The organism is Mycoplasma sp. 4423, from assembly GCF_054353855.1.
In genome coordinates, this window is the sequence record NZ_JBTHHJ010000005.1 from 29,782 (window position 1) to 56,139 (window position 26,358).

The window sequence follows — 26,358 nt, forward strand, 5'->3', positions numbered from 1 at the left end:
TAAATGAACCAAAAAAGGAAATGAATTTATATGACTACACATTATTTTATATTATTTTTGTATAAAAAGGTATATAATAATCATTAAATAAATAACATTATTATTTATGTTTAATCACCATTTATATTATTTATATAATTAATAGAAATAAAATAATGTTTGAAATAAAAACTAAATCAAAATTAAGAACGGAAACATAATGGATAAAACTTGTAATTCACCAAAACCAAGTGTTTTTAGTTTTTTTAAACTAAGAAGAAAAACAGAACATCTGCAGAGCGTCCCAAAGATATAAAATCTTGAATTATTCATGGTTTTTCAGAGTTTTTTGGAACATTATTATTAACATTACTGCTTGCGGGTTTATCTACTAATATAACTGTTGTAAAAGGACAAGGTTCTCCTTTAACAATAGAAAACTTTTTATTACATCCAATTGTAGTCGGTTTTTATGTGGGGTTTATAGCCGTTGGTTTAGTTTTATTTATTTTCAACAGATGAAGTAGTGACCTAAATCCTGCTGTGTCAATGTATCGATATCTGTGTGGTAGTCAAACAGGTTGATATGTATCATATAAAATATTTATGCAAATGCTTGCAGCAATAGTTGCTGGTGCTATTATTTTTGCTGTTGGTAAAGCAACCGCAGCACATCATATTGGTTATTTATCTAATCAACCTTGAAATACAATAACTGCTACCAAAAAAGCATATTACTTTTTCCGTGGAGACTGAACACCTAATTATGCAATGCTAAGTGGTTCGATATGAATATTTTTTATTGAACTAATTATGACTGCAATCTTGCTTTTTCCTATTTTTTCGCCTAATATAAATGATAAATACCGTGATATCTTAATAATGTTTATTTTTTCTCTTACTGTATGAATGGGACTTTTAGCTGGTTCGGTAGCCATTAATCCATTTCGTGGTTTAGCACAACAATTACCTGTTCTTGCTTTTGAAAACAACATCGCTTCAGATGGATACTTACAAATTAAAAACACCTTGCAAGGCTATGATGTTATCAAAGATGCAACAAATTCTGTTTCTGCTGCAGTAGTATCTGTTTATCGAAATTCAGTAATTTCTGCAACAATTTCAATGATGTTAGGTGGTTTATTTGCTCCTGCATTCTATATGTTTATGCAAGGATTGACTGCTCGATGATTTAATCCTTGTGTGCTAAAAATTATTGGTTTTAAAAATAAAAAAGCAGAATGTATGGAAAAATGTGAAGAATCAAACCAAAATGGTAAAATTGAACATAAATAGTTCAATTTTTTAATCGGAGTAATATGGATTGAAAAACACACTTAATTTTAACCATCTTTTTTATTAGTTTTTTTACTTTACTTTTTATAACCCTTGTGATTTGATATTTGATATGAAAATACAAATACGATTACAAAAGCAATAAAAAAGGACATATATATGAACAAAAAATTTCGCAAGCAATCAAAAAAGCATTAGTTAAAAAGAGTTTTGAATATGTAAATGGTGGAATTTTTTATTATCAACAAAAAGCATTCGAAACAGATGGATATTTAATTTCTGATTCTTTTTTAGTCATATGCGAAATTAAGTTATATCAAGGAGAAATAGTAGGTTTATGAACTGATGATAAACTTAAAATATATAACAAAAATCACAAAAAACCAAATTTTGTAAATAACCCTATCTTACAAGCACAAAGAAATCTTAATCATACCTTCAAGATTATTGGTAAAAATGTTCCATATGCATATTTAATTATTGTTCCGTATATTTCGGATATACAGATAAATGATTTAGAATCTCATATTATATTTATAACGGATGATAAAATTAATGAAACAATTTCAATGCTTGATGATTTTGCTAAAAAACAAATACCAATTATAAATAAAGATGATGTTAAAACACAATTAAATGCGATGAAAGCAAAAACAAATAAAGAAAAAAAGGACTTTAAGAAACTTATTCAAAAGGAAGCATATGAATCAAAAAGTAATTAATTTATTATCAGAAAAACTAAGAATCACAACATTTCAAGTAAACAAAGTTTTATCGATGCTGCAAGAAGGAAATACAATCCCTTTTATTTCTAGATACCGTCAAGATGAAACAAAGGGTTTAAATGAAGAACAAATTTTTGAAATAGAAAAAGAATATAAGTATAATGTTGAACTTGAAATACGCAAAGAAAGTATCATTGAAATACTTAAAGAAAAAGATTTGCTAACAAATGAAATCAAAAATGCGATTTTTAAAGCACAAACAAAAAGCGAGTTAGAAGCAATCTATGAACCCTTTAAAGTTGGTAAAATTACAAAAGCCAGTCAAGCTATTTCATTGGGTTTAAAACCACTTGCAGATAGTATTTTAAATAATAAAAATCCTAAATTTAACATCCACAATGAGGCCTCAAAATATTTAAATGATAAGATTACATCAATAGATTTTGCTATTGAACAGGCTAATTTCATTATTGCTCAAAATATATCTCAAGATGTTAAAGTTAGAGATTTTGTTAAAAAATATATCATTAAGAATGCTCATTTAAAAACTAAACGAAACAAAAGTGTAGAAGACCCTGAAAATAAGTTTTTAAGTTATTATAAATTTGATCGACACATTAGAGATGTTAAAAACTATAACATACTTGCAATTAATCGAGCAAGCAAGCTAAAAATCATAACTAAAAACTTTGAATATAAAAAAGAACCTATTATAAATGGTATTTTAAGGATAGTTGATAAACATAAAATTAACGAAAAAAAACTACTTTTACCATTACAGGATGCTTTAAAACGACTTATTTTAACTTCGATTGAAACAGAAATATTTAATGAACTTTTTGAAATAGCACAACATAAAGCAATTCAGATTTTTGCTAACTCAGTTGAAAAACTTCTAACTGCTCCTGCAACATACGGACATACAGTTTTATCAATCGATCCTGGTTATAAAAATGGTTGCAAAATTGCTGTTTTAAATCCAAACGGAGATGTTTTAAAAGTAGATAAAATTTTTCCTTCTTTTACAAGGTTTTATAGTAAAGAAAACAATAATCAACCGAGTGCTACTGGTAAATTAAAAGAATTATTTGCTCAGTTTCCACAAATAGATATAGTCGTTATAGGAAACGGAACAGCTTCACAAGAAACAGAGAGATTTATCGCTGAATTTATCAAAAAAAGAAAAATTAAAGTTAAATGAACTGTGGTTTCAGAGGTTGGAGCTAGTGTTTATTCTGCATCAAAAGTAGCCCAAGAAGAATTTCCTAACTTATCCGTTGAAGAGCGTAGTGCGATCAATATCGGACGTAAATTCTTAGACCCACTAAATGAACTAGTAAAAATCGATCCTAAATCAATTGGTGTGGGGCAATATCAACATGATGTAAACCAAAAAGAACTCGAAGAATCACTAAATCACAAGGTAAATAAGGTAGTAAATGAAACTGGAGTGGACTTAAACTCAGCAACAAAATCAATTTTGTCTTATGTTTCAGGCTTAAACAAAGCAAATGTTGAAAAAATACTTGAACATCGTAGAAATAATGGTGTATTTACAAATCGCAAGCAACTGCTATCTATCAAAGGATTGGGTGAAAAAACTTATCAACAGTGTATAGGTTTTTTGAGAATCTTTAATTCAGATAACTTTTTAGACAAAACCTTCATCCACCCTGAATCATATGATTTAGCAAATAAAATTATTAACAAATACAATCTAATACCAAACGAAAAAGGAATAGATGTTTCACATTTAAATATTGAACAACTTATTGATGAATTTAATTCAAACGAATATGATATTAAACTGATTCTGGATGCTTTATCTAATCCGATAAAGAATTTTGATAAAGATAAAACTGGTTTTTTGGTAAAAGATTTTTATCTAGATGAATGAGAATTGAACCCAGGTAATAAATTAAAAGGTACAGTTGAAAATGTAACTGATTTTGGTTTATTTATTTATATTGGACTTAAAAAACATCTTTTTGTTCCAAAAAAAGATGCTAATTTACTAGGTAGCTCAATCTATGAGCAATTTTATGTAGGAATGATAGTAGACACAGAAATAGTCGAAATAGATGAAAAAAGACATCGTATTAGTGGAAAGATTATAGATAAATAACTATATCAAGGATAATATGAAGCATAAAGATAAGACTTATAAAATTGCTAGTTTGTTCTCTGGCATAGGTGGTTTTGAAGTTGGTATTTTGAACTCTGAAATAAATGCAGAGTTTGTTTTTGCTTCAGAAATAGATAAATTTGCAACAAAGTCTTACCTATCAAATTTTATAGATGCTAATATTGTAGGAGATATTACAAAAATAAATGAAGAAGATGTCCCTAATCACGATATTTTAATTGCTGGTTTTCCTTGTCAATCTTTTAGTATTGCTGGAAAAAGACAAGGATTTAATACTAAAAGGGGAACTCTATTTTTTGAAGTAGTAAGAATAATCAAGAAAAAACTACCTAAAGTTATTTTGTTAGAAAATGTCGAGAATATAGTTTCGCACAATCACGGACAAACTATATTATCAATTCTAAAAATTCTTAACGAAATTGGATATACGATTGATTTTAGCATTTTAAATTCAGCAAATTTTCAAGTCCCACAGAATCGCAATAGAACTTACATTATTGGAATATTAGATTATAAAAGCCAAAAATATATAAATGATAAAAATAAAAAAGTTGATTTTATCAAGCAAGAACTAAACAAGAATAATAAGTTTAGAAGTTTTAATTTCTTTAAAAATATCAAGACATCTGATAAGTTTATAGTTTTATCAGATGTTCTAGAGAAAGATGTAGATGAAAAATATTTTATTAAATCAGAAAAATTAGATAAATTTTTAAATAGCCTAAGAATCGATTATTGTGATGTTTCCAAAGAACAAAAAATCATATGACTTTTTCAACTGCCAAAGGATATTTATAATGATCATGAAAGACAAAGAAGAATACATCATCCAAATGGTATTTCACCTACATTATTAGCAAGATCAGATACAACAAAAATATTAATAAAGAAAAAAAATAAATATTATATTAGAAAACTTACACCTTCTGAAAACTTCTATGTACAAGGATTTAACAAACCTTTTGTTGATAACATAAAATCTATTAACATTAGTGATACACAACTTTATAAACAATCTGGAAATGCAGTTTCCCCACCTGTTATAACATCAATATTTAACCTTATAAAAGATATGATAAAATAATTTTATGGAGTTTAAATTTATTGATTTATTTGCTGGTATAGGTGGTTTTCGAATAGCACTAGAAAATGTAGGTGCAAAATGTGTGTTTTCATCAGAAATTGATAAATATGCTTCTGATACTTATCAAAATAATTTTGGCGAATTTCCTGCTGGTGATATATTTAAAATAAATTCTAATGATATACCGGAACACCAAATATTATGTGCCGGTTTTCCTTGTCAACCTTTTTCTACAGCAGGTAAGAGATTGGGCTTTGATGATGACAGAGGTATACTGTTTTTTCAAATTGCAAGGATTTTAAGGGATAAACAACCCATTTCTTTTATATTAGAAAATGTTCCTGGTTTAGTAAATCATGACAACGGTAATACACTAAAAGTAATACTAGAAACTCTTAATGAATTGGGGTATAATGTAAGTTGAAAGTTATTGAATGCAAAAGATTATAATATTCCGCAAAACCGAAACAGATGATATTGTGTCGGAATTCATAAAAGTATAAATATAGACACATTTGATTCTATATTTCCGAATAAACAGAAATTAAAAAACACACTCAAAGATATAATTGAAACTAAAAATACAAAAAAAACATAAGTAAAATTGCAATAAACAACATAAATAAACATATAGAAGAATTTAAATTTAAAAACTCCACATTGAATGATGAACCAATAATAGCAAATAACATTCGTCCATCAAAAGTTTCTTTAAGTAGAAATGGTATCTCTCCTTGTTTAACTGCAAAAATGGGGACGGGGGGTAATAATGTTCCTGTTATATATAAATATATGAGAAAATTTTCTATTAGAGAGTGTTTAAAATTAATGGGTTTTCCTGATGGTTATATAATACGAGAAAACTATAATAGAAGTTATATGCAAATTGGGAATTCTATTGTAATTCCTGTAGTTGAATTAATAGCTAGAAATTTAATCTTAACTTTGCAAAGAAATATTCAAAAAAACTTATTTATAGATAAGACAAATAAATAAGTTAATGGGGTTTAAATATTATTGTGTAAATCCCTCTACTTCTTCCTGAACCATTATCTATTCTGTATGGATAAATATCTATAGGTAGCAACTTACTATCTATAAATGTGAAACTACTACAAAAAGGTTCCTCGAATCATCCCTTACCATAAAAAATTCCATCATATATTTTTTTATTATTCAAGATAATGTTATTAATTTCTTTCTTTGCTTCATTTTTTAACTTAACTAACTGATTCACATCGTTTATACTTTTAATATTATATCTTTTCAATATAAACAAATCAAATTCTGTTCTATCAACTATTAGATCGTTTAAAATTTTACTGTTTCTTTGTTTTTCTTTTTCGGTTGTGTAAAGCAGAAGTATAGTTGCATAAAAAGTAACATTTTCAATATAATCGGAAAATGTTTTTATAAAAGTCTTGATACTTAATTTTGAATATGTAAAATTTTTAGATGTTTTCATCTTAATTGATATACCAGAATTTTGGACTATTTTATAATCACTTACATATTTGAGATTCTTTTCGGTCAAGATATATTGATTTAATAACAAAAAGTCTCTATCTAATGTTTTTTGGGTTTCTATAATATAGCAATCACTCTTACATTTTACTTTTTTGTTGGCTAAATTTGAGTACTTATTCTCTACGATATTAATAATATAATATTCCTTATCATCACGAAGATTCAGATGAAATCTAAGAATTTTTCAATAGGAATTTTCTTTGTGATGATTCATATATTTTACAAAATTAAATTCTTCTATATCACCACCAAGTTTTCCAATACTGTTTTTTCGCTGCAACATTATATCCTGTATATCAGAAAGCATCGTTGAATACTTAAACTGTATTTGCCCTCTCTTTTTTGACCCAGCTATTGTTCCTTTCTTATATGCATTATAGGTTTGAAAAGACAAACGACCTATATTAAATGTACTAGTATATAAGGGATTATTAAGATTGTATTTTAAAATATCATCTCTACTCGCTCAATAACCTGACATAAAATTACCATGATACACATAATCTACCTGTGTGCTTGTTTTTCCTGTAAATAATGCTCTATTTATGAGCATTGATTTATTATTATCAAAAAACTTACATATAAGCAGATGTTTCTCAGGGAATAATTTCTTAAATTCCTTTGTTGTGAATCTTCCCTTAACATTTCCGTGTGAATCATATTCAATCTTTGATGAACCATCCAATGTTCCATCACCTCATATTAACAATTTAATGTCATTAACAGAAAAACCTGGAATAATTTTTAAAGAAGATGTTTGGATTCATTTCACAAAACTACCAACTGATTCTTGATGTATACTATTGCTGAACCTATTTTTGTGCTTATAGAAAATTTTCTGCTATCAATATATATAAATATATCAATTTTTGTATTTACTTTTTTACCAGATTGATTATCTTTTTCTTTTTCAGCGAGCCTAGCAAAAACTTTTGTATTTGAATCGCATTTTAAATTGTTATCCAGACAAATATCCTCTATAAAATGTTTAAATACAATACTAAGATCTTTTATTCTCTTACCATTTATTAATTCAACAATTAACGATTCATTTTTATACCCATGTGAATTATCAACCAAAATTCCCTACTTCTGCAACCTTAATATAGCTTCAACCAATGTTGCTACCAATTCTCCTTGTGGTATACCATTTTTATCTGCTGTTCCAGCAACATCACAATGAATAAAATCCACTCCTTTTGTAAACTCTTTTAGAAATAATGCAGCTTGATTTGAATCAGAACGAACCTTGCTTGATCAATTTGCTAGATCAGCAACTTTTGAACCTTTATTTCCTGTATCAAAGTCTTTGTGAAACGGCATTCTTCATACTTTTTCTTGTGCTTTTTTGGCTGATTCACTAAATACATCTCATTTTTTATCACATGTAGATCATATCCCGGTATAAACATTTGATAATGCTGTCAAAATTGTTCCAGTTAATGTTGCTACATCGATAATCGTAGTAGAATTTAATTTTTCAGCTGCATAAAAAATCCCATCAGCAAGCACTAAACGACCCTCTGCATCAGTATCAACAACTTCAACTCATTTACCAGCCATCGATTGATAAACATTTTCTGGTAGTGATGCATCGCCATCAAGTCTGTTGTCTGTAATACACATAACAGCATATGCATTAACCTTAGCTTTCAATTGAGCAAGTGCTTTCACAGCATATGCAACTATAACTGAACCTGACATATCATATTTCATTCCGTTCATATGATATCCTTTTGTATTAACTCCACCTGTATCAAATGTGATTCCTTTACCTACAACAGATGTGATTTCCCGGCTTTCTGGATTTGCTAAATATTTAACAATAACAACTCTTGGTTCGTGGGTGCTTCCTTGATTTACGGATAAAATAAGTCCCATATTTAGTTCTTGTATTTCTTTTTTAGTTAAAATTTTAACTTCTAAATTTTCTATTCCGCTAAAGTCACTTGCAATATGTGCGGCTAATTGCTCAGAATTTAGGAAGTTTTCTGGTGTAATTTGTAGATTTCGGACATCTGAAACTGCTTTAGCAACTATTTTGAAGTTATTAAATATTTCAAATGTTTTCTCATCTAAATCTACATCTAAAATCCCGATGTTTTTTTCAACTTTTTCTTCTTGCTCATAGTGTTTTTGGAATAATTTTGCTTTTGCAAAATATATCCCAAAAACAAATAAACGAAGTAACTGTTCTTTGTTAAAAAGTGATGCAAATGCCTCTAAATCAATTTGATAATCAAAATTTAAATTGCTTGCAAAGTTTTTAATTCACTCTTTTAAAGAAAAAATATTTTGATCTTCTTTCTTAATATATACATATGCTTCTTTTGTAGCATGATTGTTAGTTACACAAAACTCTTTCTCACCTACATAATCAGGAAAATCCATTCCTTCGAATGCTGGTTTTAACAATAAAGAATCATCTCTTTGTTTGGTTAATTTAATCATTTTTTCTCCTTAAATTTATCTATTGCTAATAAGCTTGCTTGTCTATATGCTCTAATTAAACCACCCGCACCTAATTTTATACCACCAAAATATCTTACAACAACAACTAAAATATTTTCAAGCTTCATAAGCTGTAACAGTTGATAAATAGGTTTTCCAGCAGTATTTTTTGGTTCTCCATCATCGTTATAACCTGCTGATTGAACACCGTTTTGCGAAGTTATATAAGCATATACTGTATGACGAGCTTTTTTGTGTTGGTTTTTAACAAAATCTAAATATTCTGGTATTTGTCTTTTAGATTTTATCGAAAATACATATCCTATAAATTCAGATTTTTTTATAAAATATGATTCTTTGACAAAATTAATCAAATGTAACACCTTTTAATTTTTTTACCCATTGTACAAAATGATTTTGTGCTTTTGGTAAATCAATTTTACCTTTTTCTTTATAGATATTAAATTTTTGAGCATAATCATAAAACAGATTATAAATTTTGCTAACATCTTCTTGTGGTTGCATACCTATTTCGATTAATTTTTGTGGATAATATTTAGATAATAGTGCTCATATTTTATTAGCAACGCTCACTATGGGGAAATTTTCTAATTTTATTGAACCTATAGTGAGTAATTTAACAGCTGTTTCTTGATCATTAAACCTTGGTAATAATATCCCTGGTGTATCTAAAAACAAAAATTCATTATTTACTACTCATTTTTGTTCTCTGGTAACTCCAGGGAAATTAGCAACTTTTAATGTCGCTTTTGATGAAACTAAATTAATCAATGTACTCTTTCCACAATTAGGTATTCCCACAACAAAAGACTTAATTTTTGTTTGAATAATTCCTTTGGTTTTATCTTTTGCCATCCGTTCCTTGTTCATCTGTTTTAGTTTATTTAAAATTATATTTTTTGATCTCTTATTCCTCAAATCAAGTCATAAAAGTTGTTCATTAGCAAATCTTTTTTGTATTTGTTGTTTTTTGCTTACATCCATTAAGTCGCTTTTTGTGATAATAAAAAGTCTTGGTTTTTGTGGTGAAATTTGATCAAAATCTTCATTATATGAACTTATTGGACATCTTGCATCTAAAACAACAATAAATATATCTGCCAATTTTGAATTTTCTTTTATTTGTCTAAAACCCTTTGCCATATGTCCAGGATATCATTGGATTAGTTGTTCAAATTCATTTTTATTTTCGATCATTTTCGTCCTTTTTATATAAACTCAGCTTATTTGTTAGTCTATTCTTTTCATAATCACTTTCGCTTAATTGCTTTTGTAGTTTTTTTATTTCATCATTTAATGTATTTATTTCTTGATCTTTTTGCTCTATTTTACTACTTGCAATTAATAGTTCGTCAATAATTTCTGAAAAAATTTTATTTACTTGTTCAGGACTATATCCTTCTAAGGTGATATTTACGGTTGAACCATCAATTTTTTCATAAATTTTTTTTAATATATCATTTATTTTCATTATCCGTTCCTTACTTTATTCATTATTATTGCTGCTGCAGTTGCAACATTTAAACTTTCAAAAGAAATAGGTATATAAATATTGTGATTTGATAATTTCAGAATTTCATTTGAAGTACCTTGCCCTTCGTTACCAAAAACTATTATGATGTTTTTCTCTCTAAAATTAACATTATTTAGTGACACTGCTTTGTTATTTAATGCTGTAGTATAGATAAAAAAGTTATTTTTTATGCTTATTAAATATTGATACAAATTATTTGTAGTGATAACATTAACATCAAATATTGCACCCTGACTTGAACGAATTACTTTATCCGAATATACATCTAGATTTTCAACAATAACTGTATCAAAATCAAATGACTTAGCGAGTCTTATTATTGTTCCTACATTTCCAGGGTCTTGTAAGTTATTTAATGCCACTATTTTATTTGATCTTTGATTTTTAAGTTTACTTTTATCACATAATGCAAGGCATTTTGATGGGGATTTTGTTTCTGATAAATATTCTATTAAGGATTCGGATATTAATGTAGATTTGGGATAAAGTTGTTGTGATGGTGTTTCAAATATTTCAATTACTATATCTTTTTTTAATGCTTCTTCTATTAAATGTTGTCCATATATAAGAAATTTCTGTTCTTTCTCACGATACTTTTTTAACTGTAATTTCTTTAAGAACTTGATTTTCTCGTTTGCCCTACTTGTTAACATCTTGAAATTGTAATAAAAAATCCTTTCCCTTTTCTACTTCGTATCTTGATAAATTTTGAAAATTAAGTTGTCGCATTACTTCAAAACCTAAAATACAAACACTATTTGCTAAATTTATCGAACGCATTGCTGAAACCATCGGAATACGAACACAATCGTTCAAGTGTGATGCTAAAATATGTTTATCAATGCCTGTTGATTCTCTTCCAAACATTAATCAAACTTCATTTTCTTCATCATAAACTCTTTTATAATCAATGTCTGTATAACTTTTTAAACCATATCTAGTTACATAAAAAATTTTTTTATCTGTGTATTTTTTAGCAAAATCTTTATAGCTAAAATGAACTTCATGAGGTATATCAGAAAGCATTCTACCAGCACCATAACGTCTGAGTCATTTTGGGTGCAAATCAAAGGATATCGGCTTAATAATATGCAATTTAGCCCCGATAGCATAACAAGTTCTGATAATATTTCCTGTATTAGGACATATTTCCGGTTGGTATAAAACAATATTTAACATTTTTCTCCTTATTTTGTAATTGCTTCTATAAACATTAATTCTGTTACATTATCATCATTAAAATTATCATTATTAACAATTTGTTCTTTAATAAGATTATTAGTTTTTTCTATATTTTCTAAAAGTTCTATTATATGGTCAGTGAAATTATTAACGTTTTGAAAATATTCTTGAATTAATATTGGTTTTATAGTAATCATTTTGGATGTATTTACCCATAAATTTGTATTATTTTCTTTTATTAAATCTTTGCTTTCATCGAAAGCAAAATATAAATATTGCAAAAAACTCTTGAAAATTGTTTCGCTAAATAATAATACTATTGTTTTAACTTTATTATTTTTCCATATTTCAAATGCATGTCGTTTATTAGGTTCAATTTCATTTTTTATTAATTGACTTTTGTTATTTAAAATTGTAGTTTCTACAATAATATTTAGTTCTTTTGAAACAAAAGATGCATCTGGTTGTCCACCAGGTGCTGTCATTTTAGGATATAGATTATAATCTAGTAATGTGTTAGCAAAGTCTTGAAATTCTGGAAAATTAACATATCAATATTTTTCTTTTGTTATATATCAAACATATAAATTAATAAAATATTCAGTTAAAATTGCTCGAGAAATACCATTTAAATGTTCTCATTTTTCTTTAGATTGGTCTAATTTTATCTTATGTAGATAAGTATTTATATTTATACCATTTTTAATAAAGCTAACTACTTCTTCTAAATCAAAAGGTGGTATAAGTGCTTTTTGATATTTTTGAATATTTGTTTGATTAATATAGTTTTTAAATATTTTTAAAATTTGTTCAACAAAGTTTTCTAGCGATGTTGTAGTCAAATTATTTAAAAGTATTTGTTTATCTTCAAGAATAAGAAATTTAAAAAAATTTCTTATCTCATCATTTCTAAAAGTTAAATATTTTTCGTTATCATTATAATCTATTGTAAAAATTTCAAGGTTTTCTAATCAATATAAAGTTAGGTTTAAATATTCCTCCTTTGCTGTTAATATATCAGAATAATAACTAACTTGTTCATTAAATTCATTAAAAGGTATATTCTTAAAAAAATCAATAATTTGTTTTTGATTTTGAACTTTTCATTCAAGATGCAATCTTTTTTTTACTATTAAAGTTAAAATTTTTATAATTTTTTCTGAGTTTTTTAATGAAAAAATTCTCTCAAAATTAATTTCTCATTCTTTATCATAATTTTTATCTTTAATTTTTTCACTTAAAATATTATAAAATTTTCAATTTTTTATCTTCTTTCTAAAATTAAATTCCTTTCATTTTTCACTTTGATGTTCTTCAATAGCAAAATGTAAATTTATTAAGTCATATTTAGACATAAATTTTTCTTTGCATAATGAAGTAAAGAGTTCTTGAAATGGGTATTTACTTTGAAATTTATCATTTATATCCTTTGTATTAAATTTTAAAAATAAGCAGATTCAAATAAAGGTGTCTGATGAAATACCAAAATATTGTCCAAATAAATCTAATAATCTAAAAATTTCGCTATCTTCATTAGCTCCCCTAAGAATATTGTAAAAAAAACTACCATCCCGATTTTTCAAAAGTGTTATATTTTTTTCTTTTTTTTCATTCTTTTTTATTAAGCTAAAGTTTCTTAAAGTCTTAAACAGTAAATTTATATCTTTTTCTAAATAACTTGTATTTTTTTGTTTAAATCCTTCTTTTACACAAACATTTCAAAAGTTTTGATATTCGCCTAATAAATCAGAAATTATATTTTGTTTATATATATAATCTATGACAAAATTATACAAAGCAATTTGATTATTTTTTCTCCAGGATGTATCACCTATCTTTCATAATTTGACATTATGCTTCATAATTTTTTACTAATATCTCCGTTGTATTTTTTGAGGTTCTTTGATAATTGCTACTTTTATAATTTGTGGGAACTTCTTTTATAACAAAATTTTTATTTTTTTCTAAAAATTCTTTTAATATATTATTTTCAACATCTCCATTTTTTATAAAGTTAGATAAAATAAATTTATATTTTTTATCATTTAATTTTTGCAAGATTTTTATCAACCTTTTTTCATCATCAATGCTTCAATTATTATTATATGTAGCATTTGAAATAAGGTATGGGGGATCAAAATAAAATATAATTTGATCTGTTTTATACTTTGAAATTAAATCAAGCACTAAATCTTCAAAATCTAAATTATATGTTTGAATTAATTTAGTTTTGGATAATTCTATAAATTTTATTAAATTACTTCTTCTATATTTGGTATAACCACTTTTTCCTATTGGAACATTAAAAAAACCTTTTTTATTGAAGCGCAATTCTGAATTAAAACTAAAAAATACTAATATTATTAATAATATTATATCCTTAGTTTCATTATAGTCATTTCTTATAACTAAATACTTCTCTTTATTTTCTTTATAATTTTTTTTATAACTTAGTTGATATTCTTCTAGTTTTTCGTTGATTTTTTTGTCTATTATGTCAAATTCTGTATATAAAAAAGATGTTAATATTTCAAAAAGTGCTTTATCATATTCATTATAAATAACATTTTTAAATGGGCTATTTATACCAACATTAAAACTACCACCAAAAACATCAATAAATTTCGTACTTGCCTGCATACTAGGTAAATTAGTAAAAATAATGTCTAAAATACGATATTTATTACCTAAATGATTAAGCGGAGAACGTATATGTTTATTTTGCATTTTTTAATATTCTTTTCTGTGATTTTTTAAAATAGTCATCGCTTATTTCACTACCAATAAAATTTCTTCCTAATTTTATTGCTGCTATTGCTGTGCTTCCACTACCCATAAAAGGATCAAGAATCAAATCACCTTTATTCGTATGTGTTTTAATTAATTCCATAATTAGTTTTTCTGGTTTTTGAGTCGGATGAATCCTTACGGTTTTAGAATTTTCAACTGCAAAATTATATTCAGGTTTTTTATATGGATAATCTTTGTTATTATCAAAATTAAAAATTCATTTTTTTCCAGGTTTAACGGCTCAAATAATAAATTCAAAGTCTGTTATATACCTTCTATTAATATTTCGGGGCATCGGATTAGGTTTAATTCAACGAATTAAATCCTTAACAATTAAACCGCTTTGATTTAGTGCTTCAGCAATTGCTCCAAGGTTTTTTCAATCATTAAATATCAAAATACTACCACCAGGTTTTAAAAGCACTTTAACTTCTTTAATTCAGTGTGTTTGATCAAAATCTTTATCTCAATTACCAAAGTCAATTCCTTGTCGATTAATAGTATGAAAATTATTTTTACGACTTATATTATAAGGTGGATCTGCAATAATGCAGTCAACACTAATATGATTTTGTTTCATTTGCTTGAACAAATTGATACAGTCTAGGTGGTAAATTTTATTAATTTGCATTTTATTTCCTTTTATTAAAATTTTATCATATTGGATGTAAAACTTCCTGAATTCTTTATGTTTGTCTCGTTTAATATTGTAATTTATTTTTAGTCACAAGGTAATTCACAACCAAAATTTTTATCAGTTATTTTAAAAATTTATAATAGAATATTATATATAAGGATAATGAATGAGAGATATTGAGCAACTAAAACAACTTTGTAATAAAATAGATGAATTAACATATGAATCAAAAATTGGTGTTGATTATATAAATGCATTGAAAAATTTGTTTTCTTTGAAAAACAAAAATGACTCCCCCTTTTATATCAAGATGTCATAACTCAACCTAAATTGTCAGATTTCAAGTTTGAAGGAATTAAAGATTTTCAATTTATTTGTAAATTAAAAGCAAAACCGTTAATAATTAAGGATGACAAACGATATAATGAAAAAATAGTAGCTTTTGATTTTCATAATGAAAAAGCAAAGAAATTTTCGAAAACGAAGTGGGTGTTGTTTATATGATAACAGCATATATAGATAATAATGAATATATTATTAAGTTTGGTCAAACTAGAACACCATTTATATATAGATTGCAATCTTATAATTGTGGTACTGTTGTTAACTGAAGAACTGCATCTACAACTAATATAAAGATTTTACAATCCTTTGTAAGCACAAGGTTAGAATTCAAATTATATCTATATCAACCTCAAAAACCACTGCAAGTAGAATATTATGGTGAATTCGCTTTTGTTGCTTCTCCTGCAAGCATTTTCGTAGAAGATAGGTTATTAAACATATATTTAAATCAATTTCATCAAAAACCAATAGCAAATATTCAATCCAAAATGACTAGAAAGAAATAGTATGAAAAAAAATAATATTAATAATACAGAGGTAAACAATCAATTTGAATACCAGAAAATAAAAGAGTTCTTAAATAAACTAAATGAAGATCAAAATCATATGAAATCTCGGGATGATATTTGTACTCCTATGGAGTGTGTTGAAAAAATGATAAATTATATCCCAAATGAGTTATGAAGCAGGAAAGACTTAAAAATTCTTGATCCGTGCTCTGGAAATGGTAATTTTGGTGCATATTGTGCTACAAAAACACAACTTAATAATATTTATTTTAATGAAATAAGCGAGTTAAGAGTTGATAATTGCAAGGAATTATTGAATCCACCACATCTAAGATGTGGTGATGCTTTTGATTTAAATGATGAATTTAATATAAAATATGATTTAATATTAGCAAATCCACCATATTCAGGTGGAGGAAACAAAAATAGAAGTTTATCAAATAAATTTATTGAATATTCTATTGATTTATTAAAGGATAATGGATATTTATGTTTTATAACTCCGAACAATTGAATGTCTTTCAACAACCATAATACTACATTGAAAAAACTTCTTAAAAATGGGAGTTTTATTGTGATTGACAATGATGTAAAAAGATATTTTAATAAAGTCGCTTCTTCTTTTTGTGTTTTTGTATGACAAAAAGGTATTTTTGATCATAAAACCACCGTATATAATAGTTTTCTTAAAAAAGACATTCAAGAAAATGTAGTAATTTATCCAAGTTTACCATTTATACCTTTATACATATCACAAGAAACATTAGATTTAGTTCAATTATTAATCCATAAAGACCCTACAGGATTTAAATATCGCTGTGATTTACACAACTTTACTAAAAGTATATTGCTTAGTGATAACCAAGATCAAGAATTTAAATATCCAACAATTCATACTATTAAACAAATAAGATATGCAAAAATTAAACAAGATATCTTTGATAAATATCTTATTATAGTTCCGCTTTCTACTTATTTCCTTCCTTTTATAACTACAAATTTTAATGTTACACAATCTGTGGGTTTTTATCAATTTGATGATAAAAAAGAAGCAGAATATTTTTTAAAAATTCTAAAGCAAGATATATATAAAGTTTTGGTACATATTAGCAGATTTGGTAATTTCAATAATATAAAAGTTCTTAAACATCTCAAATATAATATTAATACTTTTGATCATAAAATAACTTCTAAAGTTGCTCAATTAGTCAAATTAATAAAATATTAAAAACTTTTTTAACTGTGACACAGTTAAAAAATAAATTTATTCCAAATTTAAAAAGATTTCACCTTCTTTATACTCTATATTTAATGTTGTTTGTTTGCTTGTTCGAATGTTTGTAAAGTTTTCAAAAATAAAATCGCTAACTTTATCAATTAAAATTTCATCTAAACCTGTAATAATTCCACGTGCCCCTAATTTTTTATCAATTTTTGTTTTTGTTTTGGTTAACAAACCATTTATTACATTTTCATAGTCTGCTATTCTCATTTCTAACTCATATAATGACTTCAATTGTTTTTGTAGTTTAACAAGGTTAATTTTAATTATTTGTTTTATGATATTATCATCAGTTATAAAGTTAAATGCTATGATATTTCTATGGCCGATACGATTTAATAATTCTGGTCTTTGTAGTTGATTATTAAAATAATTTACAACTTCTTTTCTAAAATTCTTTTCAACATTTATAACTGAATCATCTGGAGATACTTTATTTGCACCAATGTTGGACGTAAAAATAATAAAAGTTTCCGAGAAGTCTATTAACTCTCCCTTAGAAGATGTCAATCTACCATCTTCTAAGATTTGTAAGAATTTATCTAGTATTTTCGGGTGTGCTTTTTCAATTTCATCGAAAAGTAAAATAGAAAATGGATTTTCCTTCACTTTATTAGTTAACTCTCCACCTGAATCATATCCTACATATCCTGGTGGAGCACCAATTAATCTTTGATCAGAATGTTCATGATTATATTCTGACATATCAAAACGAAGCAATTTATTTTCATCGTGAAAAACAAATTCTGCTAATGCTTTTGATATTTCGGTTTTACCTGTCCCTGTGGGTCCGGCAAAAAATAAAATTCCTTTTGGTTTGGATAACTTTTGCGATTGCAAGATACCATTTAAACCAATAAATGATGAAATTAATGTTTGCTTTATTTTAGCAATTGCTCCATCTTGACCTAATACTCTTTTTCTTATCTCAATTTCAAAGTTTTTGAGGTTTACAGGATTAATTTTCTGTCACTCTGATTCTTTTTTATTATAATGAATAAGGTTATATTTTTCAGTATATGTGAATTTATTACTTCCTGTTCATCAAACTCGACCAATTTGCATTATTTCACGGCATGTTTTTTGTGATGTTAATCCTACTGCCTGCGAGTGCTCTTTGCTTTTTATTTCTTGTAATTTACTTACATCAGAAACAATGAAATTTTCAGATGTGTTTTCTATTATATATGATCGCTCGTATTGATTTGGTTTATTGATGTGAACTACTGCAGCCTCAGGATTATCCTTAACTAATTCACTAAAGATATTTTGCTCATTTTTTGCTATAAAAATCACTTTATTTTGTTTATTAATATCTGCATTATTAATCAGTTTTTCAGATTTAATGTTAGTTAAAATAACTGATAATATTCCACTAATAACTTCAATTAACTCAGGCGAATTCGTTGCTGTATTAGAAATTAATATATCTGAAAAATCAATAATATATACATTTGGATTCGCTTTTTTAGAAACTTTGTTCTTGTTAAATTCAACAATGCTTTCAAGCAATCTTCTCATATATGTCAACAAATCGATACTGTTTTCTTCTTCATCTGTTTCATATTCAGAAGTGATAACTTCTGGATATAATTGGAATTCACCATATCCAGGACTAAATTTAGTTATCCTTAGATAACCTAACGATTCAAACAAATTAATTATATGTTGATCTAAATTATGTTCTTTTTTATTATCATGTTCATCTTTATAATAATATGTATCATATACATTACCTGAGATAACTACAAGATTCTTTTCTTGCAGTTTAATTGCTAATTTCTTTAAAGAATTATACATTATTTTACTCCAGATTTTATGGTTTGCTGCATGGCTTTTAATAATGGTTTTGCATTGATAATATTACGAAGTATTTTAATATCTTTGTATAAATATCCTTTTTTAGAGACTGCTTGCTGAATCTTTTCTGATAATGTAACACACATATGTTTCTCATAATCCCCTATATCATATTGTACACTGTCATCTAGATTGAAAATAATTTTAAATCTATTATCTTTATTATTTTTAAAATTTAGAACATATGCAAATGAAACTCGCAATTCACCTTTGTCATCAGTAATTGTAATAACATCTGGTGTACCTTTTAAATGATACCCGTTTTCTTTTAAAACTTCTTTATAGGTATTTATTTTTCTTTGGGTTAAATTATTACGATAATTTAACTCTTGTATTACTGCTAATAAATCACTTATTTCTTGCGGAGAAGTCTTTGTATCTAGCTCATCAAGTAATTTGAATTTTATCTTTATATCTAATGTAGATTCTTCAATTAAGTTCTCAATATGTCTTTTAGTTTTATCCAATGTTTGCTTAGTAATCTCTTTATTTCTTATCTGAGAAATTTTGGCTTGCAGTGCATTCGTTGTAATAACTGTACCAGTTTCTTTTAGTTCTTCTATAGCGATGTTTGCAATATAACCTTCTTTTAAAATTAGTCGATTTATTTCACTTTCATCTTGTTTAATTTGAGCAAAAATATCATCGATATAGTTTAAATTTAATTTAAGATTTTCTAGTTGTTTAAAAATTCTGTGTTTTTGGTATTGAAATTCTGTTTCTCTAGCAGTAACTTGATTTTCATATATTTGTCTTGTCTCTGAAAACGACTCGAGCGTATTTAAACTTGCAGCTACTGATTCTAAAATTTCTTTACATTGTTCTTGAAATAATTCAGATGAAGCATTGTTATAAAGTTCTGTAACTTCATCATTAATTTTATTTAACTCTTGTTTTTCTGCATCAATGCAGATGCTATGAGTAATTACTGCAGCATGTGACATTATTTTTCTCCTTTTTTACTGTTATCAAATTCTGATTCAAATCTTAACAATTGCTTCTCTTTTGTTAAATTAAAACTAAAATTTTCTTTTTCTTTGTTATGTATTTGCTCAGAAGTTCATTCATATGTTTTGGAAAAATTAGGATATCCTTTTTCTTTTAATAATTTAGAAACATTTTTTGTTGAATTTACTAAGGTTTCTAAACTTTGTCTTAGTTTTGCTGTTCTGCCTAAAAATGTTTCTTCAGACATTGTTGGAGCATCTTTTAGATAAATTTTAATTTTATTTATATTATTTGATATATATGGACTTTTTAAAGGACTGTAATTTATTGCAGTTAATTTATTTAATTGTGATTCTAATTCGCTCTTTGTCATTGATTTGTATTTTAGTAGCAATAAATTAAGAATCTCAAATGCTTTTTTAATATTTATTTCAGGTATTCAGTTGTCAAAATACACTTCGCCATTATATAAAACCAAGGAAATGTCTCATAGAAAATGTTTAGCAATGTTGAATTTGTTATATCATATTTATATTTTGATGATACTAATTTTATAAATTCACCGTTATCTATATTCTTATAAATGTTATTTTTTTGCTTCTTTAAATATTTAATTAATTCATCATATTCAATTAATTTTTCTGTGTATAAATACATTAATTTATTTATATCTGTTATTTTATGATTTAATATTTGTTCTTTATTTTTAACAAAGAAATTATAAAAATAATTAACTGTGAAATTATAATCAATAATTTCCATAACATATTCCAGAACCTTAGCATCTTTTATCTGATGATTTATATCCTGTGTGTTTTCTTTTGAAAACTCACTTTTAATCCACTGTTTTAAATCTATTTCTTCTTTATATAACTGATAGGTATTAACAAAGTCAGTTTTTGGATTTCCCAAATTGTTATTAAGGTAATATTGCAGTTTTATTGGTGCTTTAAAGACTTGTCAATGCTTATTTTCAGCATATATAATTTTAATTGAAATGGGTCAGATTCAACTCTTTTGTTCATTACATTTATCTATCAAGTTTTGATTTTCTTCTAATGAATATTTTAGATCTTCTTTATCCTTTTGATAAAAATTCCCTTGAAAATCACTCCCATCAAAAACTTCATTAAATTTTTCTTGAAGTTTTTGTCTAAGTATATATGAAAATTAAGGAATATATTGATTATATGAATATATAAAATTTGTCTTGTTTCATTTAATTTTGTTATTATCTACTTCAAATTCACAATTTTCTTCTATAAGAACATTAACTTTCTCTAATTGATGTGAAATAAAGACATAATCCTTATTATCATCATATCCACCTGATTTATATTCTTTCCATTGCGAAACATTATCATCGTTTGTTTTTATATTTTCGCCAGTTTAATTATGTTATTTAAATCATTTGAATCAGAAAAGTTAGGTTTTCAATTAATATCTGTTTTCTTTACAGCTATTCTGCGTTCTTTATTTATTAAATTAACATAAATTATATTTTTTACTATCTTTTCTTGTTCTTCAAGTGTTTTATACTCATCATTATTAAAATATTCTAATATTTTTTTATTTATCTTAATAGAATGAAATCTCAAATTCTTTCAATCTCCTTTATTATATTCATTAGTGAGTGTATATAAAACATTATTTATAAATAAATTATCTATTTTTTCTTCTATTAAAACAAATGATCTTTGTCAAATATTTAATACTTTTGTAATAACATCTTTAAATAAATCAGTAGATTTAATTTCGTAATTACTTCGAAAGTCTGGGTTTTCTAAATACTTAATAATTCCTACAAAAATCGCACTTAGTTCATCCATATCAATGAGTTTTCTGTATTTTTTAAATATTTTTAATTCTAAATATGGAACATTAATCTTAATCTTCATTGAATTGTTCTTCATCATAATTAACAATTGCTCCTTTGCTTGATGCTTCATCATATCATTTTCTGATAATGCTTTCGAATTTACTTCCTGTAGGTAGATCTATTTCTGAAACAATATCATTAAGAGGTTTTCGGAATGCACCAACTAAAATTAATTTATCCTTTGTGCGCGAAACTGCAACATTTAAACGTTCTATTTTTTTATAAAAATCATAATTTCTGGTATTAAGACTAACGAAACCGTTCTCATCGAAACTATTTTGTGCTCTGATTAAATCTACTATAACAATATCTTTTTCGCGACCTTGAAAGTTATCTACTGTATCTACTTTGATATTTTTTAGTGCCTTTATATGCGAGTATTCTTTGATGAAGCTTCTAACAACATTACTCTGATCACGGTTCATACAAATTACACCAATTTGGTTGGAGTTTATATTGTTATTTTTAAATAAATTATGAAGTATTTTTATAATAATATATGCATTATATTCATTGATTCTTCCGTTGTATTCTTTGTTTTTAAACATAGAAGATTTTTGATCAGCAGTGTAAGAAAGATTGCTAAGAGCATTAATTATTTTGTTTTTTTCTGAATGTTCTGAATTTAAAGAAAGAAATTTCATAAAATCTGTCGAATAATGTGTGGAATCAACTATGTTAAAATGATGATTAAAATTATTATTCTGATTCGTTTTTAAATTATAATTAATAAATTCGTGACTTTGATAAATGCTCGGCATCTCGAGTTTTTCATCATGATCATAAACAAAGTTAACTATATTCATTATCTCGGTAGCAAAACGGTGTTGAGTTTTTAAAAATGAATATGGTGAATGATTATTATATCTTCTTTTTATTTGCAATGCATGTTCTTTAAAGAAAGGAAATTCCAGTTCCTTTTTAAGATTATTTCAAAACTCTTCTGTTGCTGGTCATTTTGAGCTATTTTGAAGTTTCAACCAATTTCATCAATTATCCAAAATTCCTTTATCTGATTCTCCATATTGATTAAGTTTTTTGTCATTTAGGTTTTCAGTTAATTCAACATTAGGTGGCAGTTGCCGATAATCTCCAACTAATGCTACCTTATTAGCCATTAAAATACTATTAATCACTTCTAATGTTGTTGATTTTGATACTTCATCAAGAATTTGAAAATATATAGGATAATCTATAAATAACCTTTTAGAATTATCGCTATCATTAAAAATCGATATTTCTTGTCTGGCTGATGTAGTCATTCCTATAACATTGATTAAATCTGCATCAAATGCTTTCCTAGCAAAATTTTTAATATCATCAATACTGTTGTTTGATTTATCAGCATAATAATTTTTCATTTTATCAAAATATATACTTCATTTATCCTGGATTTGAGCTTGTGTTTTCTTTAGAATATCATCAAGATTTCAAAATTCGACTAATCTAATTTGTGATTTACTTGCTACATTTTTAAATTGTTGAAAATATTTATTTTCTTCAAATCCTTTATATTCATGGTTAGTTTTGATTGTAAAATCTAATATCTGGTGCAATATGTCATAATCTATAGTTTCTTTATAAGGGGATAAAGTTATTTTCATAACTTCATCTTTTGTGTGTTGAGTTATTTTTAAATATAAATCTGGTGCTTTGTCTTTATTTGATTCTAAATATTCAACACTTAATTTTATATCAATATATTTTAGTAAATTTTCTTCTTTATTATCTTTATACCAATTTAAAAAAGGTTGAAAATTCTTTTTTTCAGTAATTAAATTATTGAATAAAGAACTTGTAAAATTCTTTAACATCGCTTTATCGCTGAATTTTTCATTTTCTAGAATTTCAGGATTACTGTAATCTATATCTTCTCGTCTTAATAACTTAAAATATATAAAATTGGGATTCTTTTTATTAATTTCATACAAGCGATCAAGTGCATTATTAATTGCTTCATGTGTTGATGACATTATTAAACAGTTCTTTTTATTTTCATTTACTACATGCTCTATAATTGCACAAATAGTCTGTGTTTTTCCAGTCCCAGGCGGTCCTTGAATGTATGAAATACTTGATGAATTTAGTGCTTTTTTAACTGATTCTTCTTGTTTTTGATTTAAATTCAATGCTATCTGACTGTTTATTTTAAAATTTGCTGGTATGTTCACCTGAAAGAAATTTGGTTCTTCTACTGATTTTGCTAAATAAGGATTTCTGTACATCCCATCACTAAAGTTTTTTAACGAATTATAAAATCTTCTATATTTAATTACTAAACCTTCATCTTTATCCGACAAATAATAATGATTGCTATTAAAAAGATCTTTTATATTTAATAGAGAGTGTTCAGAATCATTAATTGATTTTATATTTATATTCTCTATTGACTCAGATTTTGTGTCTTTTTTTATCTTCAGTTCAGTCTCTATAATTTTATATATCTTAAAAAACTTATCTGCTATTAGTTTTTCAATATATTTTACTTTTTTTTCTTCTTTTTCTATACTTTCTTTATTTGATTTAATTAAAGTTCGTATATCAGATAATTTGGTGTTTGATATCCTTATATTTTCACTTATATTTTTGAGTTCTACATTGATCTTTTTTATCTTCTTCACTAGTAATAATTTTTCATTATTTAAGTAATTTATTTTATCTTTATAATTATCAACATCATAATCATCTTCTCATGATTGTTCTTTAATTTTTTTAATTTCTTTTATTTGATTTGATACTTCATTAATTTTATTATTAAAATTGCTTATTTGTTGTTGTAAATCTTGTTTATGTTTTTCAGATTGTTTCTTCTCTTTTTCTTTTTCATTAATTTCATTTGTCAGATTTTGATTCTGATGTGTAAGCATATTTATTGATTCATTTGATGATTTTATAAATGAATTTAACTTACTTTTTATATACTCGGTTTTATCAACATCATTTTCGTTTTTGTTTGTAAATTCATATTTATCATCATAATCATTTTCAGCAAATATACTGATATTCTTACCGGAAACAAGTTTTTCTTTTTTATTATCTCTGCTCACCAAGCATCAATACTTATGATATGTATTTATATTATCAACTCTTCTGTCTTTGAATTTTAAAACAGGATATGAGTATGTCTTTTTATCACTTTCTTTATTAAAGATATGGAAAGAAATTAAAAAATCCAATGAATTCCTTAGTTTTAATCCATTTTCAGTTTTTGTATTTTTTGTTCACATTAATTCACTACTTTTTTCAAGAATTATGTTTCTTATTTTATGATTCTCTTTTAGAGTATTGTATATTCTAAAATAATTTTCTTCGTATTTAATATTTATAAGCTGAATGCAAAGATTAGAAATATTTTGATATTCTTTTTCTAATGATAAGTCCAAAAACTCTATTCTACTTAATTCAAAATATAAATCTTTAATACTCTCCAGTTTCTTTAATTTAGTAAAAAGACAAATGCTATTAAATCTGTCAATCTTATTTTCTTTAATATAGGAATCCTTTAGCTTTACAATAAAAACTACAGTTGAAACCAACGGTCCACCTGTTTTTAAATCGTTCCAATCATTATTTAACAAAACCTTTTCTAACTTCTTTTTGCTTGATAGCAAATCAAGATTTATTACTTCCAAGTTATAATTATCTATATTCTTAAATACTCCATTAAGATAATTAATATACTGATTTATATCATTAGAATTCAAGTAATTTAAATTCCTTCGAAATGTTTCTTGAAGAAACTTCTCCAGGGTTTTCTCTTTTTGTTTTTCAGAAATATGTCCTGCTTGAATTCTTAAATCGCCATACGAAAGCTTACTATTAAAATTAACAGCTATATTAATAGTAGATGTGTGTGTGTGTGTAGCAAGTTATCCACAACCATATTTAATTTACCTCACAATTTCTCTTATTATGAATTATTTATTCATAAATTTTACTATAAAAATAGGCAATTTATTGCTTTTTACTGATATTTTTTAGGTTGTGTTCTTACACAAGTTAAAAAAATGCCCCTTAGGTATAGTCCTTTGAAAACTGAATAGTAATTATAATTCATTAAAATGTCTTGAATACATTTACTTTTAAACCTATCAATTTATTAGTAATGGTCAGCTGAATGTATTACTACACTTACACTTCCATCCTATCAACCTCGTAGTCTA

At 25.6% G+C, this 26,358-nt stretch carries 26 protein-coding genes and 1 rRNA gene; 9 read left to right on the forward strand and 18 right to left on the reverse strand.

The features are described from left to right. Positions 1-453: 453 nt before the first annotated feature. Genes ACXYRN_RS01430 through ACXYRN_RS01455 form a run of 6 tightly spaced genes read left to right on the forward strand, consistent with a single transcriptional unit; the run spans position 454 to position 6,226 of the window. Positions 454-1,275 carry an MIP/aquaporin family protein gene (locus ACXYRN_RS01430; protein ID WP_458607392.1) on the forward strand — a complete coding sequence of 274 codons (822 nt, stop codon included), beginning with the start codon at positions 454-456 and terminating at the stop codon, positions 1,273-1,275. Positions 1,276-1,298: 23 nt separating this feature from the next. Then, entirely contained in the window at positions 1,299-1,997 is a 699-nt protein-coding gene (locus tag ACXYRN_RS01435; protein WP_458607393.1) for an NERD domain-containing protein, read from the forward strand. Then, positions 1,978-4,125, forward strand: a complete 2,148-nt coding sequence (locus tag ACXYRN_RS01440) for a helix-hairpin-helix domain-containing protein (RefSeq protein WP_458607394.1) — start codon at positions 1,978-1,980, stop codon at positions 4,123-4,125. Before ACXYRN_RS01435 ends, ACXYRN_RS01440 begins: the two co-directional genes overlap by 20 nt. A 16-nt stretch (positions 4,126-4,141) precedes the next feature. Further along, a complete protein-coding gene (gene dcm / locus ACXYRN_RS01445; RefSeq protein WP_458607395.1) occupies positions 4,142-5,230 on the forward strand; it encodes a DNA (cytosine-5-)-methyltransferase in 1,089 nt (362 codons plus the stop codon). A 4-nt stretch (positions 5,231-5,234) separates the two neighbouring features. Then, positions 5,235-5,828 (forward strand): DNA cytosine methyltransferase, encoded by a 594-nt coding sequence (locus ACXYRN_RS01450; protein ID WP_458607396.1) that lies wholly within the window; start codon positions 5,235-5,237, stop codon positions 5,826-5,828. Between the two features lie 32 nt (positions 5,829-5,860). Next, complete coding sequence (locus tag ACXYRN_RS01455) at positions 5,861-6,226, forward strand: DNA cytosine methyltransferase (RefSeq protein WP_458607411.1); 366 nt, start codon at positions 5,861-5,863, stop codon at positions 6,224-6,226. 1 nt (position 6,227) lies between these two features. Here the strand turns inward: ACXYRN_RS01455 and ACXYRN_RS01460 are convergent, their stop codons facing one another. The 11 genes from ACXYRN_RS01460 to ACXYRN_RS01510 are packed head-to-tail and all read right to left on the reverse strand — an operon-like array spanning position 6,228 to position 15,366. Then, positions 6,228-7,529 (reverse strand): hypothetical protein, encoded by a 1,302-nt coding sequence (locus tag ACXYRN_RS01460; RefSeq protein ID WP_458598054.1) that lies wholly within the window; start codon positions 7,527-7,529, stop codon positions 6,228-6,230. Further along, positions 7,502-7,837: a hypothetical protein gene (locus ACXYRN_RS01465; RefSeq protein ID WP_458598052.1), complete on the reverse strand. Its 336-nt coding sequence runs from the start codon at positions 7,835-7,837 to the stop codon at positions 7,502-7,504. The genes ACXYRN_RS01460 and ACXYRN_RS01465 overlap by 28 nt, the downstream gene beginning before the upstream one ends. Before the next feature lie 6 nt (positions 7,838-7,843). Then, the gene (locus ACXYRN_RS01470; protein WP_458607397.1) at positions 7,844-9,208 is read right to left on the reverse strand and encodes a M17 family metallopeptidase; all 1,365 of its coding nucleotides are present in this window, start codon (positions 9,206-9,208) and stop codon (positions 7,844-7,846) included. After that, positions 9,196-9,582, reverse strand: coding sequence for a YigZ family protein (locus tag ACXYRN_RS01475; protein WP_458607398.1), 387 nt, complete (start codon positions 9,580-9,582; stop codon positions 9,196-9,198). Before ACXYRN_RS01475 ends, ACXYRN_RS01470 begins: the two co-directional genes overlap by 13 nt. Beyond that, positions 9,575-10,426 carry a ribosome biogenesis GTPase YlqF gene (ylqF, locus tag ACXYRN_RS01480; RefSeq protein ID WP_458607399.1) on the reverse strand — a complete coding sequence of 284 codons (852 nt, stop codon included), beginning with the start codon at positions 10,424-10,426 and terminating at the stop codon, positions 9,575-9,577. Before ylqF ends, ACXYRN_RS01475 begins: the two co-directional genes overlap by 8 nt. Next, entirely contained in the window at positions 10,413-10,700 is a 288-nt protein-coding gene (locus ACXYRN_RS01485) for a hypothetical protein (protein WP_435128783.1), read from the reverse strand. Before ACXYRN_RS01485 ends, ylqF begins: the two co-directional genes overlap by 14 nt. After that, positions 10,700-11,416 carry a TrmH family RNA methyltransferase gene (locus tag ACXYRN_RS01490; protein WP_435128786.1) on the reverse strand — a complete coding sequence of 239 codons (717 nt, stop codon included), beginning with the start codon at positions 11,414-11,416 and terminating at the stop codon, positions 10,700-10,702. Before ACXYRN_RS01490 ends, ACXYRN_RS01485 begins: the two co-directional genes overlap by 1 nt. Further along, complete coding sequence (locus ACXYRN_RS01495; protein ID WP_458607400.1) at positions 11,403-11,942, reverse strand: tRNA (cytidine(34)-2'-O)-methyltransferase; 540 nt, start codon at positions 11,940-11,942, stop codon at positions 11,403-11,405. Before ACXYRN_RS01495 ends, ACXYRN_RS01490 begins: the two co-directional genes overlap by 14 nt. Positions 11,943-11,950: 8 nt before the next feature. Then, positions 11,951-13,807, reverse strand: coding sequence for a hypothetical protein (locus tag ACXYRN_RS01500; RefSeq protein ID WP_458607401.1), 1,857 nt, complete (start codon positions 13,805-13,807; stop codon positions 11,951-11,953). Next, positions 13,797-14,672, reverse strand: a complete 876-nt coding sequence (locus ACXYRN_RS01505) for a DNA adenine methylase (RefSeq protein WP_458598039.1) — start codon at positions 14,670-14,672, stop codon at positions 13,797-13,799. The genes ACXYRN_RS01500 and ACXYRN_RS01505 overlap by 11 nt, the downstream gene beginning before the upstream one ends. Then, a complete protein-coding gene (locus ACXYRN_RS01510; RefSeq protein ID WP_458607402.1) occupies positions 14,662-15,366 on the reverse strand; it encodes a DNA-methyltransferase in 705 nt (234 codons plus the stop codon). The genes ACXYRN_RS01505 and ACXYRN_RS01510 overlap by 11 nt, the downstream gene beginning before the upstream one ends. A gap of 172 nt (positions 15,367-15,538) precedes the next feature. Between ACXYRN_RS01510 and ACXYRN_RS01515 the strand changes: the two genes are divergently transcribed. From ACXYRN_RS01515 to ACXYRN_RS01525, 3 genes are all read left to right on the forward strand, one after another. Continuing rightward, positions 15,539-15,691 carry a hypothetical protein gene (locus ACXYRN_RS01515; RefSeq protein WP_458607403.1) on the forward strand — a complete coding sequence of 51 codons (153 nt, stop codon included), beginning with the start codon at positions 15,539-15,541 and terminating at the stop codon, positions 15,689-15,691. 181 nt (positions 15,692-15,872) lie between these two features. Further along, positions 15,873-16,223, forward strand: coding sequence for a hypothetical protein (locus ACXYRN_RS01520; RefSeq protein ID WP_458598035.1), 351 nt, complete (start codon positions 15,873-15,875; stop codon positions 16,221-16,223). Position 16,224: 1 nt separating this feature from the next. Further along, on the forward strand, positions 16,225-17,454 hold the full coding sequence (locus tag ACXYRN_RS01525; protein ID WP_458607404.1) for an Eco57I restriction-modification methylase domain-containing protein: 1,230 nt from the start codon (positions 16,225-16,227) through the stop codon (positions 17,452-17,454). A gap of 36 nt (positions 17,455-17,490) precedes the next feature. Here ACXYRN_RS01525 and ACXYRN_RS01530 read toward each other — a convergent pair whose 3' ends face one another. The 7 genes from ACXYRN_RS01530 to ACXYRN_RS01560 all read right to left on the reverse strand — a co-directional run. Further along, the gene (locus ACXYRN_RS01530; RefSeq protein ID WP_458598178.1) at positions 17,491-19,308 is read right to left on the reverse strand and encodes an AAA family ATPase; all 1,818 of its coding nucleotides are present in this window, start codon (positions 19,306-19,308) and stop codon (positions 17,491-17,493) included. Continuing rightward, entirely contained in the window at positions 19,308-20,312 is a 1,005-nt protein-coding gene (locus ACXYRN_RS01535) for a hypothetical protein (RefSeq protein ID WP_458607405.1), read from the reverse strand. The genes ACXYRN_RS01530 and ACXYRN_RS01535 overlap by 1 nt, the downstream gene beginning before the upstream one ends. Continuing rightward, on the reverse strand, positions 20,312-20,689 hold the full coding sequence (locus ACXYRN_RS01540) for a hypothetical protein (RefSeq protein WP_458607406.1): 378 nt from the start codon (positions 20,687-20,689) through the stop codon (positions 20,312-20,314). Before ACXYRN_RS01540 ends, ACXYRN_RS01535 begins: the two co-directional genes overlap by 1 nt. A gap of 53 nt (positions 20,690-20,742) precedes the next feature. Further along, complete coding sequence (locus tag ACXYRN_RS01545; RefSeq protein WP_458607407.1) at positions 20,743-21,357, reverse strand: hypothetical protein; 615 nt, start codon at positions 21,355-21,357, stop codon at positions 20,743-20,745. A gap of 332 nt (positions 21,358-21,689) precedes the next feature. Next, a complete protein-coding gene (locus ACXYRN_RS01550) occupies positions 21,690-22,232 on the reverse strand; it encodes a hypothetical protein (protein ID WP_458607408.1) in 543 nt (180 codons plus the stop codon). Beyond that, positions 22,204-25,899 (reverse strand): AAA domain-containing protein, encoded by a 3,696-nt coding sequence (locus tag ACXYRN_RS01555; protein WP_458607409.1) that lies wholly within the window; start codon positions 25,897-25,899, stop codon positions 22,204-22,206. The genes ACXYRN_RS01550 and ACXYRN_RS01555 overlap by 29 nt, the downstream gene beginning before the upstream one ends. 374 nt (positions 25,900-26,273) lie before the next feature. Continuing rightward, positions 26,274-26,358 (reverse strand): 23S ribosomal RNA (locus tag ACXYRN_RS01560); the annotation flags it as partial.